Here is a 16,806-nt window from a genome sequence, read left to right as displayed (position 1 = left end):
GATTCTTCAACTTCTTTTGTTGGTTCTTTTACTTCCTCTTTCGATTCTTCAACTTCTTTTGTTGGTTCTTTTACTTCTTCTTTTTCAACTATATTCTGGATTACTGTTCCGTTAAAACTTATACTAGTTTCATCCGAATCTAAATCAAATTTATATACCTTTTCACCCGAAGTACTCCATTTCATTACTCCATTATTAAACGTTCCACCCTCACTTGTTAGCTCAATATTCTCAATAATTTCTCCTTCTAAATCATATACAGGAACTTGAATTTCTTCATTTACTTTCGCTTCGTCTAAAAAGATTTTCTGTCTTCCAACGTCAATTGAAAACCATTGGCCTAATTGTATCAATGGCCTTACATCACGAATCTCATTTCCGGCTAATTTTAAACTGAGTAGGTCTAACATTGAACCAAGAACTGATGCATCTTTAATACGATTATCTGCAAGGTTTAACCACTGTAAATTTTCTAGTGAAGATAACGGCGTTACATCTTCAATTTTATTATGAGATAAATTTACATCCGTCAATTGTTTCAAGTTCGAGATAAATTCAATATTTTTCAACCCTATTCCTTCTAAAGTGAGGTTTTCTAAGTTCGTCATGTATTCTAAACCAGTTAGGTTTTTTATCTCTTTTCCTTTTTCTTTAAGTATTTCTAATGTTTTAATCTTGAATAAATCTTCTTTTGTTATAGGGGCATTTAGATTCTCTCTACCAAAATTCTTTTGATTAATATGTTGTTGTAAACTCTTGTCGAGTATTACATTTCCATTTTGTTCTCGATCCTCTTTTACTGTTTCCTTTATTTCATCTAACCTTTCAACAACATTTTGAATTACTGTTCCATTAAACTTAATACGATTCTCTTCTGGCTTTATATCTAACATAAATTCGTATGTTTTTTCACCAGTAGTACTCCATTTAACAGAACCATTATTAACTATTCCATCTCCATTCTTTAATTGAATAGTATTGAGTGGCTCTCCTTGTAAATTATAGATAGGTATTTTAACTTCCTTATCTTTTTCCACATCATCTAAAAAGATTTTTTGTCTTTGAACGTCAATGTACATTCTTTTTCCTAACTCTTGAACCGGTCTAACATCACGAATTTCGTTTGACCCTAGCTTTAAATCATATAAACCTGTTAATTGACTAAGTGGAGTTATATCTGAAATATAGTTTTCTTCTAAATTAAGTGATTGTACAGTAGACAATCTTGATAAAGGTTCGATGTTTTCTAATTCATTTTTAGAAAGGTCTAACTCTACTAATTTTTTCATTGGTGTAATATGTTCAATATTAGTAAGTCCATTGTTACTTAAAGATAAACTCTTCACATTCTTCAATTGCTCAATCCCAGCAAGATTAGCATTACTAATATGATTATTTGCTACTGTCAAAGTCTTTAAGGGTGTTAATTTAAATAATGGTTTAATATCTTTTATATCATTACTATTTAAATCTAGCATTTTAATCTTCTTCATTTGACTCAATGGGCTTAAATCTGAAATTTTATTGTTTCTCAAACTTAAACCTTCAATATGTTCTAACTCAGCTAAAGGTCCAATATCATTAAGTTCACCATAAGTTATACTTACTGATTTCAATTGTCTCAAATCCGAGATAAAATGTATATTTTCTAACTTAACTTCTTCCAACATTAAGTTTTCTAAGTTCATCATATATTCTAGACCGCTTACGTCTTGTATTCCTTTACTTTTAGCTTCAACGACTATTAAAGTTTTAATTTTTAATAAATCTTCCTTAGTTATTGGCCTATTTAGATTCTCTCTATTCAAATTATATTTATTAATATGCCTTTGTAATTGCTTATCTAATATTACATTTCCGTTTTCATCCTGTTGATCCTCTTTATTTTCCTTTTGCTTTTCTGGAACATTATTTTCTAAATTTAAAGCATTTACTTCAAACTGCACTTGATATTTATTATCATAGGCCATTGTCGGAATATAAATATGCATTTGCATATTATATCTTTTTCCTAATTCTCCTACTTCAAACTGAATCACTTTCGTTCCATTTTTCTTTTTATCTTCTGATATTACTGTTACATCATGAAACACACCAGGAGTATGAATATCTTCTGTTTTCAAGTATTTGAAGAAATCACTATCACTTAACGTTGCCGTTACAATTTTCTTTCCATTCTCAATCGTTAACTTAGGATCCTTTATATAAACAGCTGCCATAGACTCCTCATTCGTTTTATCTTTATATGCTTTCATAACAGCATCATATGTACCATCTTCTAAAGTCTGTCCAGTTTTATTCGCCTCAATTGCTACTGCCGCTAAAGCAGGCGTTGAATACGTAGCAAATGGAAGTGATAACGCCGCAGCGATAATCATCGCATTTATATGTTTTCTTTTATTTTTTTTCAACTTTACATCTCCTCCAAAATATATAAATCTAAATGTAATCATATCTCGAATAAATGACAATGATTTTCATTATCATTGTCAACTGAAAAAATAAAAAGTTAACAAAAAAATAACCCCTTTTTAAAGGGGTTATGCCATTTTCTCTCCTGATTCTTCTCTAAAGAAGCTCTTCATCGCGTGGAATACATCTGCTTTTTGCTTTAAAATATAATATCTGAAATTCTCATCTTTAATATTTTTATAGGCTGACATAAGGGTACTGTGGCGGTTGTATTGGTTCACTTCCCCATACCCAAACATGTTACACTTCTTCATCAACTCTTCAACAAGCTTTACGCATCTAGCGTTATCTGATGTTAAATTATCACCGTCTGAAAAATGGAATGGATAAATATTATAGCGGTCTGGTGAATATTTATTATCGATTAACTCGAGTGCTTTTTTATATACAGAAGAACAGATTGTTCCGCCACTTTCTCCTTTTGAGAAAAACTCTTCCTCTGTAACGACTTTTGCTTCCGTATGATGGGCAATAAACTCAATATCTACTGTTTCATACTTCGTTCGTAGAAATCTTGTCATCCAGAAAAAGAAGCTACGTGCCATATACTTCTCCCATATTCCCATCGATCCACTTGTATCCATCATCGCTAATACAACTGCTTTTGAATCTGGTTTTAATACTTCATTCCAAGTACGGAACTTTAAATCTTCTTGGTGAATTGGATGGAAGGATGCTTTACCACGCATTGCATTTCGTTTATATGCAGATATCATCGTTCGTTTCTTATCAATATTTCCCCATAATCCAGTTTTTCTAATATCATTAAATTCAACATGTTCAATCCGGTTTTCATCCATTTCTTTTCTCTTTAAATTAGGCAGCTCTAACTCTTTGAAAAACGCTTGCTCTAATTCTAGAATAGAGACTTCAGCTTCATAATAATCTTCTCCAGCCGCATCTCCTGCTCCTTGCCCTTTTCCTGGTCCTTTTTGCTTTTGACCACCTGATCCATCTCTCGCAACGACATCACCAACTTTGCTGTCACCATTTCCTTGCCCAACGTGTTTGTTTTTATCATAATTGTATCTAATCTTATATTCATCTAGAGAACGAATTGGTATTTTTACAACATCCTTGCCATTAGACATAACTATACTTTCTTCTGTTACAAGATCGGGTAAATTATTCTTAATTGCCTCTTGTACTTTTTCTTGATGGCGTTGTTGGTCGTCATATCCTTTGCGATGGAGGGACCAGTTTTCCTGTGAAATCGTATAATTTGGTTGGTTTTCTTCACCCATTTCTTTCCCTCCTTACTGTAATTGTCTTTCTATATGAACAGCAAGCTAGAAATTTTGTTTTATACTGTGCAAGCTAGAATGGAAGGTGACTGCCCATCGAAATTCATCCCATAAACATATATAACGTTTTTCATATAATACCCCGAGCATTCTAAACAAAATTTTGCCACTCACATACTCGAAAGAAACATTCAGCCGTTGATAAGAAAGAAACACAATGCATAGTTGCACACATTTACACTTTGCAACATATTGTATTGTGTTGGCTTTTTTCGTATGAATGGTTGGTTACTCTATCATATGCATATTGTAAAAATAATTGACAATAAATTCATGAAATTGCATCTTAATTTATTATATTTGGACAAGGTATGACACTTTACACATATGAATGGATAATAAAACGCTGTCCCGCAAAATACAAGAGACAGCGTTTTGTTATCAAACTATCGGTTTAGCAGGCTACCTACATAGCGTAATAATTCATTCGCAGATGAAGAATTATAGCCGTGCTCATCAATTAAACGTGCAACAACATCATTGATTTTCTTAAGCTGATTTTCGTCTGGCGTTTTCGTTGATGTTGTAATTTTCACTATATCTTTTAAATCAGCAAATAGTTTTTTCTGAATCGCTTCGCGAAGACGCTCGTGTGAATTATAATCAAAGCGTTTTCCTTTACGCGCATAAGCAGAAATGCGAATTAAAATTTCTTCGCGGAATGCTTTCTTAGCATTTTCTGAAATTCCAATTTGCTCTTCAATTGAACGCATTAGCTTTTCATCTGGACTCATTTCTTCACCTGTTAATGGATCACGTAATTTCGATTTATTGCAATATGCTTCAACGTTATCTAAGTAATTATCCATAAGTGTCTTCGCTGATTCTTCATATGAATACACAAATGCTTTTTGTACTTCTTTCTTCGCAATTTCATCATATTCTTTTCTCGCTAATGAGATGAAATTCATATAACGTTCTCGATCTTCATTACTAATTGACGGATGCTGATCCAACCCGTCTTTTAGCGATCTAAGTACATCTAATGCGTTAATAGATGATACCTCTTTTCGAATAATTGTAGAAGAAATTCGGTTAATAACATAACGAGGATCAATACCTTTCATACCTTCATCTTGATATTCACGTTGCAGCTCCTCTACATCAATCGCATTATAACCTTCTATTGTTTCTCCATCATATAAACGCATCTTTTTAATTAAATCAATATCCGGACGCTTCGGATCTTTTAAACGAGTTAAAATCGTAAACATTGCTGCAACGCGAAGTGTGTGCGGTGCAATATGCACATTGGATACATCACTTTCACGAATCATTTTTTCATAAATATGTTCCTCTTCACTCACTCGTAAATTGTATGGAACTGGCATTACAATAATTCTTGAGTGTAATGCTTCATTTTTCTTGTTTGCTATGAAAGAACGATACTCTGTTTCATTCGTATGCGCTACAATTAATTCATCTGCTGAAATAAGCGCAAATCTTCCCGCTTTGAAATTCCCTTCTTGCGTAAGCGATAATAAATGCCATAAAAACTTCTCGTCGCATTTTAACATCTCTTGGAATTCCATCATCCCACGGTTTGCCTTATTCAATTCTCCATCGAAGCGATACGCTCGTGGATCTGATTCTGAACCATATTCTGCGATTGTTGAAAAGTCCAGACTACCTGTTAAATCGGCGATATCTTGTGATTTAGGATCAGACGGGCTAAATGTACCAATCCCTGTACGGCGATCTTCCGAGAAGAAAATACGCTCTACAACTACATCCTCAATTCTTGAACCATATTCTTGCTCTAGGCGCATAACGTTTAGTGGTGATAAATTCCCTTCAATTCTAACTCCATACTCATCAAAGAATTCATCTCGTAAATGATGCGGAATTAAATGAAGTGGATCTTCATGCATTGGGCAGCCTTTAATTGCAAAAATTGCTCCTCGATCTGTTCGTGAATATGTTTCTAATCCGCGTTTCAACATCGTAACTAATGTTGATTTCCCCCCACTAACAGGACCCATCAATAATAAAATACGTTTTCTAACATCTAATCGTTTTGCAGATGGATGAAAATATTCCTCTACCAGGCGTTCTAAAGCATCCTCTAATCCAAATAGCTGATTGCTAAAGAAGTTATACTTTCTTCTACCATCTACCTCTTCAATTCCAGCATCTTTTATCATATTGTAAATGCGAGAGTGTGCTGTTTGAGCCACCCATGGTCTTTCCTTCACAAGCTCTAAATACTCCGCAAACGTACCTTCCCATTGTAAGCGTTCTTCTGCTTCTCGATGCTGTTCAATTTTTTTTAGAATATCCATTATAGCTCCTCCCCCATCTCCTTGTTCAATCGGATTATTATAAAAGGTATGCTAGGATGTCCTCAAACATTCTTTAAATCAAAATGAAATATACAGTAGTGCAATAAAATTCTCTCCAAAATTCAAAGAAAATTCTGTATAATAAAGGTATTAAAGTTTTTACACCGCTATTCATTTTAAATAAATTCTTTTCTTCCAAGAACCTTACATACATTTCGATTCATATTTAAGATTCATAAACTGAAAAAATAGGAGGGATATTAGTATGAAATTATTATTAATTTTAGGTGTATCACTCACATTTCTTACAGCTATTTTTACATCTGGCTACAATGATAAACCTGGTACACATAAAAAGTGATGTGCTTCTTAGCACATCACTTTTTTTATGAATTATTTATAATACACATTTTCCACATCATATTTTGATAGTGGTTTGCTATAATAATAACCTTGTACAAACTTCACATTCTTTTCCTTCAAAAATTGTATTTGTTCTGCTTTTTCTACTCCTTCTGCAATTACATTCAATTCCAAAGTATGAGCTAAATGGATAATCGCAGCCGTAATATTCGTATCACGTTCATCTACATGTATACCTTCCATAAAGGAACGATCGATTTTCAAAGTATCAATTGGATACGTTTTTAAATAACTTAAAGATGAATATCCCGTCCCAAAATCATCTAAATGAATCTTTAGATTTTGTTCTTTTAATTGTAGCAATACTCTTTTCGATATGTCTTTATGTATAAGGGCTCCTTCTGTAACCTCTATCGCCAATAGATGAGCTGGTACATTATACTTATGTAACGCTCGTGTAATCATCTCTATTAGTGTAATAGAACGAAAGTGCCTGGCTGAAATATTAACTGCAATCGGGACCACTTCATATCCTTTATTTAACCATTCACGTATTTGCTGACACACTTCATTTACTACCCATTCATCCAGCTTAATAATAAATCCTGTTCTTTCTGCTAACGGAATAAATTGATTGGGAGAGACAAATCCTAATTCTTTATTCTCCCACCTTATTAAAGCTTCCATACTAACTATTTTTTTCGTTTCAATATTCATTTGTGGCTGATAATATAAGAAGAATTCATTTTTTTCTATAGCACGATGTAATTGGTTTTCTATTATAAATCTTTGTTCACGCTCACAATCTAATCCATTGCAATAAAAATGATAATGCCCTTTTCCTTTTTCTTTTGCTTTTTCCAAAGCAGCATCCACTCTTTGAAATAATATTTTTTCATCCTCTCCATCTGTTGGAGCCATTACAATTCCGATTGACGCACTTAAATACACGTCCTCTTCTTCGATTACAAAATGTTCACTAATCTTTTTTAGTATGCTTTTTGCAACTACCTCTACACGTTCTTTCGTTATATTTTCTATTAACATAACAAATTGATCATCGTGTTCTCTAAATAAGTGCATACCGCCTATTTGGATACTGCTTAAACATTCTGTCACTTTTTGTAATACTTTATCTCCTTCTTTATGGCCAAAAGTATCATTAATAAGATGAAATTCATCTAAATCTATAAAAATAAACGCAAAATCTATCTTCTCATTTAAAAAACCATTTAACTTATTTGTACATGAAATTCTATTCATTAATCCTGTTAACTGGTCATAATAAGCTAAATATTCTGTTCGCATTTCATTCAATACTTGCCTTGTAACATCCCTCGTAACAATATATATCCCGACAATTTCACCGTTCACAATAATTGGAATAGTTCTTAAAGAAATATAGAGCTCGTACCCTTCTTTATGAACATATTTCTTTGAAACAATTTGCTTCGCTTTTCCTTGCATGGATCCTTTAAATATCATTTGAAAATCTTTTTCATATTCTTTATTAATAAATTCAAAAATAAATTTATTGTTTAATTCTTCATATCGATATCCAAATATCTCATACGTTGCTGGGTTTGCATATGTAATTCTACCTATAGAATCTATAGATATAATGGAGTCATTATTATATTCTAGTAATGACTTAAATAACATTTGTTTTTCCTCTATTTCAATCTTCTCCTCAATTTGAGCTGTAATATCCCTCGTAATACAAATAATAAACTGACATACTCCTTCTTCATCAAATACAGGATTAAGTGAAGATTCATAATGTAAATTACCAGTTGGTAAACTAACTACATCACAAAAGGTATGTGCTTTCGCTTCGCTCGCTACTTTTGCATATTGCACTTGTAATATTTCCGCCGTATCTTCCGGTAATACTTCAGCAAACGTTTTTCCATAACATTCTTCGCTTAGCTTCGCATAATCCATACCTATCTTATTTACATAAATATATTTAAAGGTTTCATCATCCATAACTTTCACAATAAATACTAAATCTTGAATAGCATGTAATAATCCTCTTCTTATTAAATCAATATCTATCATACTTAAAAAGGTATTTTGATTACTATATTGTTCCTTCATATTTATCTCAACCCGTCTGATCTATTTTTATTCACATAATCCCATTCTATATGAATATGCACCCTTTTTTAAATGTATGATTATATATTATTTTTATTTTAGAAAAAAAGTCGCCATATGGCGACTTTTAATAAACAATTTCTAAATCTAATCCCGGATAATTTTGTTGACGGAATGCTTCATAAATTAAAATAGCTGCTGTATTAGATAAATTTAATGAGCGCACTTTATCAGTCATTGGAATACGTAAACAATGATCGAAATTTTCTTCGATTACATTAGCTGGTAAGCCGTTTGTTTCTCTTCCAAATACAAAATAGTAATCCTTCTCACGTTTGCTATAATCAAACGCTGTATGAGCTTTCTCGCCATACTTTGTTAAATAGAAGAATTCACCGTCTTTATTTTTCTCATAAAATTCTTCAATTGAATCATAATACGTAACTTTCACGTGCTGCCAATAATCTAATCCTGCACGCTTTAACATTTTATCATCCGTTGAAAATCCAAGCGGTCTAATCAAATGTAATTCTGTTCCAGTTGCTGCACAAGTACGAGCAATATTCCCTGTATTTGCTGGAATTTCTGGTTGATATAAAACAACATGTACTCCCACGCGATATTCACCTCTGTTTTTTGTCTACTACGTATTATACCACTTGAGCAAAAAATCTCTACCCATTAATAATATGAAAAAATTTATATTTCATTTGTGGTGTATATTTACTAGAATCTTCATAGTTCCAATAACGCCGACGGCTATTCGCTGAATGTGCATTTACAAGTGGCATACCATCTGCGTCTTTTGCTACTACAATCGTCGTATGATTCCACCTACCATCATCCTCGAAATCATAAGCAATGACATCACCAAGAATAAGGTCCTCTGGCCTTTCTACCGCTTCTGCTCGAAGCCCTGTTGTAGCACCTGACAAATACCAATAAAAAGAGTGTGCGACAGCCCAGCTCCAACTCCACTGATTCTCCCTTTGCCACCATCCTTTACGAATATTAGGATATCCATTCATTGGTACTTCTCCAGTATGAAGACATTGAGAAATAAAATTCGTACAATTATCAGGGAAATTACGATATACAGGGTTTCGATCATCCCACCAACGCTCAGCATATTTAACTGCCTCTAAACGGTTATACTGATAAGAGCCATACTTCTCTTTTATAACTTCTCTTTCTAACGTCTCACTCATTCCAACTGCTTCTGGCACTTCAATAGCATAATCACCTATTATCCGGCTATTATTTAAACAAACTCTTCGTTTTAGTTGTTCCTCTTCGATATAAAATAATTCTTTATGCTTAATTAAATATTTAAAATGTATTTGATAATCAATTTCTTGATGATTGCTATTATTTAATTGTCTCATGAAAGAAACGTCCGCAGTTGCTTTCACTATATGTGCATTACGCTTTTGAAACAATTGTTTCTTTCTCTGTGCTATCTGGAATAAATCTTCAGCAATCCCCTCTACATTAGTTCTTTTTTCTGTTATATAGGCTAAAAATTGTTGTACTTGCTTTTCAATATTTATTTTTACAACCATTTCGTCTCCCTCCCATATTACAATATGAAAAAGGGAGATATTATCTACTCTTTTTTCAGCGCTAACAATTCAAGTCCTCGATTCATTTCATGAAGAACCTCTTCATCTTTCTCACGTTGCATTGCTTTTTCAATGGCTTCGCCCACGCCATCTCCACCAATTTTCCCAAGTGCCCATGCTGCCGTTCCGCGAAGTACTGGTCTTGGATCATCTTTCATAACACCTATTAAATCAGGAATTGCTGATGCTTCTTTAAAATGAGCAAGTGCCAAAATTGCATTTCGTTGCAACGGCTTTTTACCTCTCCATGAACCAGACATAATTCCATATTTCTCTTTAAAATCGCGATTACTAATTGTTAAAAGTGGTGTTAATAGCGGCTTAACTAACTCAGGATCTGGTTCCATCTCAGGGTGGTTATGAAAATCCATTCCTTTGTTTTTTGGACAAACAGTCTGACATGTATCACATCCATATATACGGTTTCCTATTTTGTCGCGATATTCTTCCGGTAGGAATCCCTTCGTCTGTGTTAAAAATGCAATACATTTCTTCGAGTCTAACTGTCCTCCTTGTATTAAAGCCCCTGTAGGACAAATATCAATACATTTCGTACAGCTCCCGCATTGATCTTCTATTGGTTGATCTGGTGGGAATGGAACATTTGTAATCATTTCTCCTAAATATACATACGAACCAAATTCAGGTGTAATAATAGCGCAATTCTTACCACTCCACCCAATACCGGCACGTTCTGATACAGCGCGGTCGCTTAATTCACCCGTATCAACCATTGACTTAACTTCTATATCGGGAAGTTTTTCGATTAAATATGCTTCTAATTTTTGCAAACGATCTCGTAAAACAAGATGATAATCTTGTCCCCAAGAAGCACGACAAAAAATCCCGCGGCGTTCTCCACGCTTACTTAATGGTGCATTTTTTAATTTTGAAGGATACGCTAATGCAATCGCAATAATTGATTTTGCACCAGGTAGTAAAAGCTGTGGGTTCGTTCTCTTTTCTATATCAGGCTCTTCAAATCCAGATTGATAATTTAATTGTTGCTGCTGGATTAAGCGTTGCTTTAATTCCTCAAATGGTGAAGCACTAGCAAAGCCTATTTTATCTATACCAATTGTTTTACTATACGCAATTACATCTTGCTTTAATTGTTCAAAATCCATTCCTAATCGCCTCCTCAGATGAAATCATCCCGTATGTAACGACTATATTGGTTAGTAATTCACTTTTGAAATACTATTCTTTACTTCTATTTTCGCATACAATTATGCTTTTCAAACATTAAAAAACGCAATGCCTCGTTTATCTTAGAAACGAAACACTGCGTTGATCACAATTTATAGAAAAACATTTAATGAAATTTGGAGCGGGTGAAGAGAATCGAACTCTCGACCAGAGCTTGGAAGGCTCTTGTTTTACCACTAAACTACACCCGCAAATATGAAATAAATATAAGATATTAGAATAACTTATGTAAAGTAGTATAGCATGTTAAAAAAACGGAATCAAGAATTTTATCGAAAAAAGTCGAAAAAGTGATGAGTAGCTCATCACTTTTTCAATTCTTTATCAATCGCCTTCTTCATACTATCGAAATCAGGGTTTGCAAGATTTCCGTTTATGTATACTGAAGGAGCACCTTGAACTTTTAATTTTTGAGCACGATCTGAATCTTTACGTACTTTTTCTTTCATTTCTTTACTGTGTAAATCTTTCTTAAATTGTTCTACATCAACTTTCGGAAGCTTCTCTTTCACAATGTTAAGAAGTAATTCTTCTGTAATCCATTCTTCCGTGTCTTTCTTTTGACTTTGATAAATCTCATCATAGAAAATCCAGAATGAATCTTGATCTTGTTTATAAATTGCTTCACCAGCTGCTGCGCCTAAATCAGAGTCTTTTCCGATAAACGGGAAGTTAATAAAATATAACTGCACTTTACCTTTATCAATATACTCTTCTTTTAATCGTGGTAATACTGTTACATCCCAAGTACGACAAGCAGGACATTTGAAGTCTCCAAATTCAACTACCTTAACTGGTGCATCATCTTTCCCTAAAGATTGTTGTGTAGAATAAGCAAACATCTCATTCCCTTTATCTTTTTTGTCATTTATGATGCTATACGCAATTGTTCCGATTACAATCAATACTGCGATAGAAAAAACTATACCAAGAGCCATGAGTTTATTTGATTTCATATACATTCCTCTTTAAATTCATATTCTGTATACAGCATTGTACACAATACACATAATATCAACACTTATATACGTCACGCAATGAACACGCTCACATAAATTACAAAAACACAATAATTGTGACGATATTGTGTCACAATTTGTCACAATTTATTCAAAAAAAGAAGCTCCTATGTAGGAACTCCCTTTAGCTTACTGCTTTTTCACGCGCATTATTTAGCATCGACTGCTCTGTTTTGATATCATGACGAATGACTAATTTCTCACTAACTGCTTGCACATACTCATCATGATTGATATAGCCTTCTTTCTCCATCAATCTCAAAACGACATTTCGTCTCTCTACGGCCTTATCATAATTTTGTGCAGGTGAGTAATAAGCAGGTGCCTTTACTACAGCAGCCATCATTGCACTTTCAGCCAGCGTTAATTGGCTTACTTTTTTACCGAAGTAAAGGTTTGCCGCTTTTTCAATTCCCCATGCTCCTTCTCCGTAATAAATATTGCTTACATACAATTTTAAAATTTCATCCTTCGTAAATGTGCGTTCAATTTTTTTCGTATAGAAAATCTCTTTCCACTTACGAGAAAATGTACGTTCATTTGTTAAAAAAGCATTTTTGGATAACTGCTGTGTAATTGTGCTCCCGCCTTGCACAACACCACCAGCCTTTATATTCTCAACAGACGCCCTGACAATCGCTATATAATCTAAACCGTTATGATGATAAAACCTTTTATCTTCTGTCGCAATAAATGCATGTGTTAATGATTCTGGCACCTCTAACTTAGCCGGTACATGTAATTTACTAATATCACTTTGCTCGATCATTACATTTCCAACGAATAATAACGTACAACTTAACAATAATAATAAAATAATGGCTTTATAAAAGAATTTAGTCATTGGATTTAATGCAACTTTTTGATGATAGTTCACCCTAGATAATACTCGTTCTTTCATCTTGAACACCTCTTTTCCACACAGCATATAACTCTTACTTTAAGAATACCTTGTTGTAAAAAAACATCCCATCGATTTCTCTTACACGTACCTTACATCATTGTAAGGTATAAAGTGAAACTTTAATCAGCCCTCCCCAATCGGGCTGTCTGGCAAATAACGGGGTAAAAAAGTATTGTATCACAGGCTTTTTTTATCTACTATTCATCTGAAATATTGAATATAGAATATGTTAAACCAATAGTAGAGTATACCTTAAGCCTATACTTCCCTATTAAAACACCCTATTTTCATTATATCATCTACAAATATATATATTTGTAAGTATCTAGTAATCTAAATGTATACAATATATCATACATTATACAGAACAAACGTTCTAGAAATCAATACTAGCACTATTATTATTTTGACCTTTTTCTTAAACAGTATACAAAAAAGAGTAGTGATTTGATTGTATCTCAAACCAGCTACCCTTTTCTTTATAATCTAGCTATTAAATTATACGGCTGCACTTCCCACGTTTCGTATGGAATAAAATGTGTTGCTCTCATCGCATCAAGCGTTCTGGATTTCATATGAGGACGCGTTATGTACTCATCTATGTTCTCTTCATTTAAAGCAACAAATTTAGCCTCTTGTATTTCTTCAGGCTGAATTTGTATTTCACCGCTCACATATGCCACTTTAAAAACAACAGATAAAATATGCATAGAAGCATTATAGTAAACACCTGTAACTCCAAGCGGCTTCACAGTTAAACCCGTCTCCTCAAACATTTCCCTACAAACTGCTTGATCGAGCGCTTCTCCTTCTTCCACCTGTCCTCCTGGCAACTCCCACGTATCCGCTCGCCAATGTACTTTAGCCAATAACACTTCACCTGTTTCATTTGTTAAATAGCCTGCTACGGCAACGATATGCTTCGGTGTTCTATGTTCCATATTAAACCTCCTAGAAATAATGATTATTTCATATATCCCTATAAGCATATTCCCTGTCTACAACAAAATACCTTTATTCATCAACTTAACTAACCTCATAAAAAAGCCCCCTATCCGTTAAACGAACAGGGGGCCTCTATCGTATTATTCTCCTAAGTCTACGTTGTGGTAAACTTGTTGCACATCTTCTAGATCTTCTAATGCATCAACCATTTTTTCAAATTGTACTTGAGCATCTTCAGGAAGTTCTACATCACTTTGTGCAAGCATTGTTAATTCTGCAACTGTGAATTCTTCAACACCAGCATCTTTAAGTGCAGATTGTACAGAATGGAATTGATCAGGTTCAGCATACACGATAACAGCATCTTCTTCTTCAAGAATGTCACGTGCATCTACATCTGCTTCCATTAAAATTTCAAGAACTTCATCTGATGTTTTACCTTCAAGACCGATAACAGCTGTCGCATCAAACATGTAAGCTACAGAACCGTTTACACCCATGTTACCACTGTTTTTGCTAAATGCAGCTCGTACATCTGCTGCAGTACGGTTTACGTTATTTGTAAGTGTATCTACAATTACCATAGATCCATTTGGTCCGAATCCTTCATAACGAAGCTCGTCATAATTTTCTTCTGAACCGCCTTTTGCTTTTTCAACTGCACGATCAATAATTGTTCTTGGTACATTGTATGTTTTCGCACGTTCTAATACGACTCTAAGCGCTTGGTTTGATTCTGGATCTGGCTCACCTTGTTTTGCTGCCACATAAATTTCACGTCCAAATTTCGCGTATATACGGCTTGTATTTGCATCTTTTGATGCTTTTTTATCCTTAATATTATTCCACTTACGACCCATACTTTCCACTCTCTTTCCCGTTTTAAATCTACATAAAAATATTAATATGAAATATAATGTGTATTCAACACATTTTTAAAAGAAATATAAAAAGTTCATTTTTGATTCATATTACAGACATAATATAAATCACTATCATTTTGTTCTTTCGACAAGTTATATTATACATGAATTCCTACGTTTATTACGAATTTTAGAAGCACATAGTATAATTTAACAAAAAAGACGATAAAAATTCCCATAATATTCCCTTAATTACTTTCTATCGTTGTATAATTCAAATAGGAAAAAATTTGAAGGAAAGATAAGGGGAGAATTATGACACATTCAAATGCGAAAAAAGCACATGGTCTTAAAGGAATTGGAGAGAAATTAAACCCAACTATCTATCAAGTAAGATTTATGAAATTAGATGAACCCATTCAATTTGAGTCTTTTCCTGAATTAAAGGAATTAGGAGACTGGTTAAAGTACTTCAACGCACATGTGGGCGTGCCACTCAACTATGTATAAGTACAACAGAGAAGAGTTTAAAAAGAAGTTTTTAGAAATTACAAAATTAACAGCTGATAATGTTCTAATATCTACTGGTGGTGTCGGATTTAACTTCATGTCACCAGGCTGGAGAAGTTCTCTCTAGAGTGCATGAAGAGAATATTGTATAGAATACCGGAATTAAAAGGATAAAAATGAATGTTTGTTTTTATCCTTTTAATGTTTCTTAGTTTACTCACCGCACACTTTTTGTCACACGAAGAAAACAAAAAAAACTCTATACAGTTAGTATAGAGTTTTTTTACGCCGTTCATGATACCGATGGTCGGGGTCGAACCGACACTCCCGAAGGAACACGATTTTGAGTCGTGCGCGTCTGCCAATTCCGCCACATCGGCACAAAAGAAAAGGCGGCAACCGGATTTGAACCGGTGATAAAGGTTTTGCAGACCTCTGCCTTACCACTTGGCTATGCCGCCATATGAAATTTTATTGGAGCGGAAGACGGGATTCGAACCCGCGACCCCAACCTTGGCAAGGTTGTATTCTACCACTGAACTACTTCCGCGAAAATGGCTGGGCTAGCTGGATTCGAACCAGCGCATGACGGAGTCAAAGTCCGTTGCCTTACCGCTTGGCTATAGCCCATTGATTTCTTACTTAATTATATGTAAGTATCCATTAGATTATTTGTAATTTTTAAAATAAAAATGGGGCGACTGATGGGAATCGAACCCACGAATGCCGGAGCCACAATCCGGTGCGTTAACCACTTCGCCACAACCGCCATGTTGTGTAAATATATTTGGCAGGGGCAGTAGGAATCGAACCCACACTGGAGGTTTTGGAGACCTCAGTTCTACCTTTAAACTATGCCCCTATGTAAATGGTGGAGGGGGGCAGATTCGAACTGCCGAACCCGAAGGAGCGGATTTACAGTCCGCCGCGTTTAGCCACTTCGCTACCCCTCCGAAACTTACATGGTGCCGGCTAGAGGACTTGAACCCCCAACCTACTGATTACAAGTCAGTTGCTCTACCAATTGAGCTAAGCCGGCGTATATGATTAAGATAAATGGTGGCTCGGGACGGAATCGAACCGCCGACACGAGGATTTTCAGTCCTCTGCTCTACCGACTGAGCTACCGAGCCTTATTAAAATGGCGGTCCCGACCGGGGTCGAACCGGCGATCTCCTGCGTGACAGGCAGGCATGTTAACCACTACACCACG

11 protein-coding genes, 11 tRNA genes and 1 pseudogene are annotated in these 16,806 nt (G+C 34.5%); 1 reads left to right on the top strand and 22 read right to left on the bottom strand.

What is annotated here, in order from left to right; translation table 11 throughout:
* The 12 genes from PDL00_RS33765 to PDL00_RS33710 all read right to left on the bottom strand — a co-directional run.
* Nucleotides 1-2,411 (bottom strand): leucine-rich repeat domain-containing protein (locus tag PDL00_RS33765; protein ID WP_270733759.1); only part of this gene is annotated, 2,411 nt, incomplete at its 3' end.
* A 129-nt stretch (nt 2,412-2,540) separates the two neighbouring features.
* Entirely contained in the window at nt 2,541-3,716 is a 1,176-nt protein-coding gene (yhbH, locus tag PDL00_RS33760) for a sporulation protein YhbH (RefSeq protein ID WP_063263516.1), read from the bottom strand.
* Nucleotides 3,717-4,162: 446 nt separating this feature from the next.
* A complete protein-coding gene (locus PDL00_RS33755) occupies nt 4,163-6,058 on the bottom strand; it encodes a PrkA family serine protein kinase (RefSeq protein WP_270733758.1) in 1,896 nt (631 codons plus the stop codon).
* A gap of 393 nt (nt 6,059-6,451) precedes the next feature.
* Nucleotides 6,452-8,521, bottom strand: a complete 2,070-nt coding sequence (locus PDL00_RS33750; RefSeq protein ID WP_242257158.1) for a sensor domain-containing protein — start codon at nt 8,519-8,521, stop codon at nt 6,452-6,454.
* A gap of 127 nt (nt 8,522-8,648) precedes the next feature.
* Nucleotides 8,649-9,137 (bottom strand): tRNA (uridine(34)/cytosine(34)/5-carboxymethylaminomethyluridine(34)-2'-O)-methyltransferase TrmL, encoded by a 489-nt coding sequence (gene trmL / locus PDL00_RS33745; protein WP_000538149.1) that lies wholly within the window; start codon nt 9,135-9,137, stop codon nt 8,649-8,651.
* 58 nt (nt 9,138-9,195) lie between these two features.
* Nucleotides 9,196-10,083 (bottom strand): amidase domain-containing protein, encoded by an 888-nt coding sequence (locus tag PDL00_RS33740; RefSeq protein ID WP_097818123.1) that lies wholly within the window; start codon nt 10,081-10,083, stop codon nt 9,196-9,198.
* Between the two features lie 44 nt (nt 10,084-10,127).
* Entirely contained in the window at nt 10,128-11,270 is a 1,143-nt protein-coding gene (queG, locus tag PDL00_RS33735) for a tRNA epoxyqueuosine(34) reductase QueG (RefSeq protein ID WP_242257159.1), read from the bottom strand.
* Between the two features lie 199 nt (nt 11,271-11,469).
* A tRNA-Gly gene (locus PDL00_RS33730) sits at nt 11,470-11,543 on the bottom strand.
* A gap of 114 nt (nt 11,544-11,657) precedes the next feature.
* The gene (locus PDL00_RS33725) at nt 11,658-12,308 is read right to left on the bottom strand and encodes a DsbA family protein (RefSeq protein ID WP_270733757.1); all 651 of its coding nucleotides are present in this window, start codon (nt 12,306-12,308) and stop codon (nt 11,658-11,660) included.
* A gap of 187 nt (nt 12,309-12,495) precedes the next feature.
* A complete protein-coding gene (locus tag PDL00_RS33720) occupies nt 12,496-13,272 on the bottom strand; it encodes a transglycosylase domain-containing protein (RefSeq protein ID WP_000664703.1) in 777 nt (258 codons plus the stop codon).
* A gap of 482 nt (nt 13,273-13,754) precedes the next feature.
* On the bottom strand, nt 13,755-14,216 hold the full coding sequence (locus tag PDL00_RS33715; protein WP_270733756.1) for an NUDIX hydrolase: 462 nt from the start codon (nt 14,214-14,216) through the stop codon (nt 13,755-13,757).
* Nucleotides 14,217-14,360: 144 nt separating this feature from the next.
* On the bottom strand, nt 14,361-15,080 hold the full coding sequence (locus PDL00_RS33710; protein WP_000532956.1) for a YebC/PmpR family DNA-binding transcriptional regulator: 720 nt from the start codon (nt 15,078-15,080) through the stop codon (nt 14,361-14,363).
* Nucleotides 15,081-15,398: 318 nt separating this feature from the next.
* On the opposite strand from PDL00_RS33710, the pseudogene PDL00_RS33705 reads away from it, so the two are divergent.
* A pseudogene (locus PDL00_RS33705) lies at nt 15,399-15,720 on the top strand (DUF3884 family protein).
* A gap of 171 nt (nt 15,721-15,891) precedes the next feature.
* On the opposite strand, the gene PDL00_RS33700 reads toward PDL00_RS33705, so the two are convergent.
* The 10 genes from PDL00_RS33700 to PDL00_RS33655 form a co-directional block, all read right to left on the bottom strand.
* A tRNA-Leu gene (locus PDL00_RS33700) sits at nt 15,892-15,973 on the bottom strand.
* 10 nt (nt 15,974-15,983) lie between these two features.
* Nucleotides 15,984-16,054 (bottom strand) — tRNA-Cys (locus PDL00_RS33695).
* A 14-nt stretch (nt 16,055-16,068) separates the two neighbouring features.
* Nucleotides 16,069-16,143, bottom strand: a tRNA-Gly gene (locus tag PDL00_RS33690).
* Nucleotides 16,144-16,148: 5 nt separating this feature from the next.
* Nucleotides 16,149-16,223: transfer RNA gene (locus tag PDL00_RS33685), tRNA-Gln, on the bottom strand.
* Nucleotides 16,224-16,286: 63 nt separating this feature from the next.
* Nucleotides 16,287-16,362, bottom strand: a tRNA-His gene (locus PDL00_RS33680).
* A 19-nt stretch (nt 16,363-16,381) separates the two neighbouring features.
* Nucleotides 16,382-16,455: transfer RNA gene (locus tag PDL00_RS33675), tRNA-Trp, on the bottom strand.
* A gap of 7 nt (nt 16,456-16,462) precedes the next feature.
* Nucleotides 16,463-16,546 (bottom strand) — tRNA-Tyr (locus PDL00_RS33670).
* 10 nt (nt 16,547-16,556) lie between these two features.
* A tRNA-Thr gene (locus PDL00_RS33665) sits at nt 16,557-16,632 on the bottom strand.
* Between the two features lie 18 nt (nt 16,633-16,650).
* Nucleotides 16,651-16,726: transfer RNA gene (locus PDL00_RS33660), tRNA-Phe, on the bottom strand.
* 9 nt (nt 16,727-16,735) lie between these two features.
* A tRNA-Asp gene (locus PDL00_RS33655) sits at nt 16,736-16,805 on the bottom strand.
* Nucleotide 16,806: the final 1 nt, after the last annotated feature.

The sequence above is a fragment of the Bacillus cereus group sp. TH152-1LC genome (genome assembly GCF_027710505.1).
In the GTDB taxonomy this organism is placed as follows: Bacteria; Bacillota; Bacilli; order Bacillales; family Bacillaceae_G; genus Bacillus_A; species Bacillus_A mobilis.
The sequence above is the reverse complement of the archived record's forward strand: the minus strand, read 5'-3'. Positions and strand labels throughout refer to the sequence as shown.

What these genes read in the sequence shown, in the direction of transcription:
- yhbH (WP_063263516.1), bottom strand. Translation starts at nt 3,716, where the DNA reads ATGGGTGAAGAAAACCAACCAAATTATACGATTTCACAGGAAAACTGG.
- PDL00_RS33755 (WP_270733758.1), bottom strand. Translation starts at nt 6,058, where the DNA reads ATGGATATTCTAAAAAAAATTGAACAGCATCGAGAAGCAGAAGAACGC.
- PDL00_RS33750 (WP_242257158.1), bottom strand. Translation starts at nt 8,521, where the DNA reads ATGAAGGAACAATATAGTAATCAAAATACCTTTTTAAGTATGATAGAT.
- PDL00_RS33740 (WP_097818123.1), bottom strand. Translation starts at nt 10,083, where the DNA reads ATGGTTGTAAAAATAAATATTGAAAAGCAAGTACAACAATTTTTAGCC.
- queG (WP_242257159.1), bottom strand. Translation starts at nt 11,270, where the DNA reads ATGGATTTTGAACAATTAAAGCAAGATGTAATTGCGTATAGTAAAACA.
- PDL00_RS33725 (WP_270733757.1), bottom strand. Translation starts at nt 12,308, where the DNA reads ATGAAATCAAATAAACTCATGGCTCTTGGTATAGTTTTTTCTATCGCA.
- PDL00_RS33720 (WP_000664703.1), bottom strand. Translation starts at nt 13,272, where the DNA reads ATGAAAGAACGAGTATTATCTAGGGTGAACTATCATCAAAAAGTTGCA.
- PDL00_RS33715 (WP_270733756.1), bottom strand. Translation starts at nt 14,216, where the DNA reads ATGGAACATAGAACACCGAAGCATATCGTTGCCGTAGCAGGCTATTTA.
- PDL00_RS33710 (WP_000532956.1), bottom strand. Translation starts at nt 15,080, where the DNA reads ATGGGTCGTAAGTGGAATAATATTAAGGATAAAAAAGCATCAAAAGAT.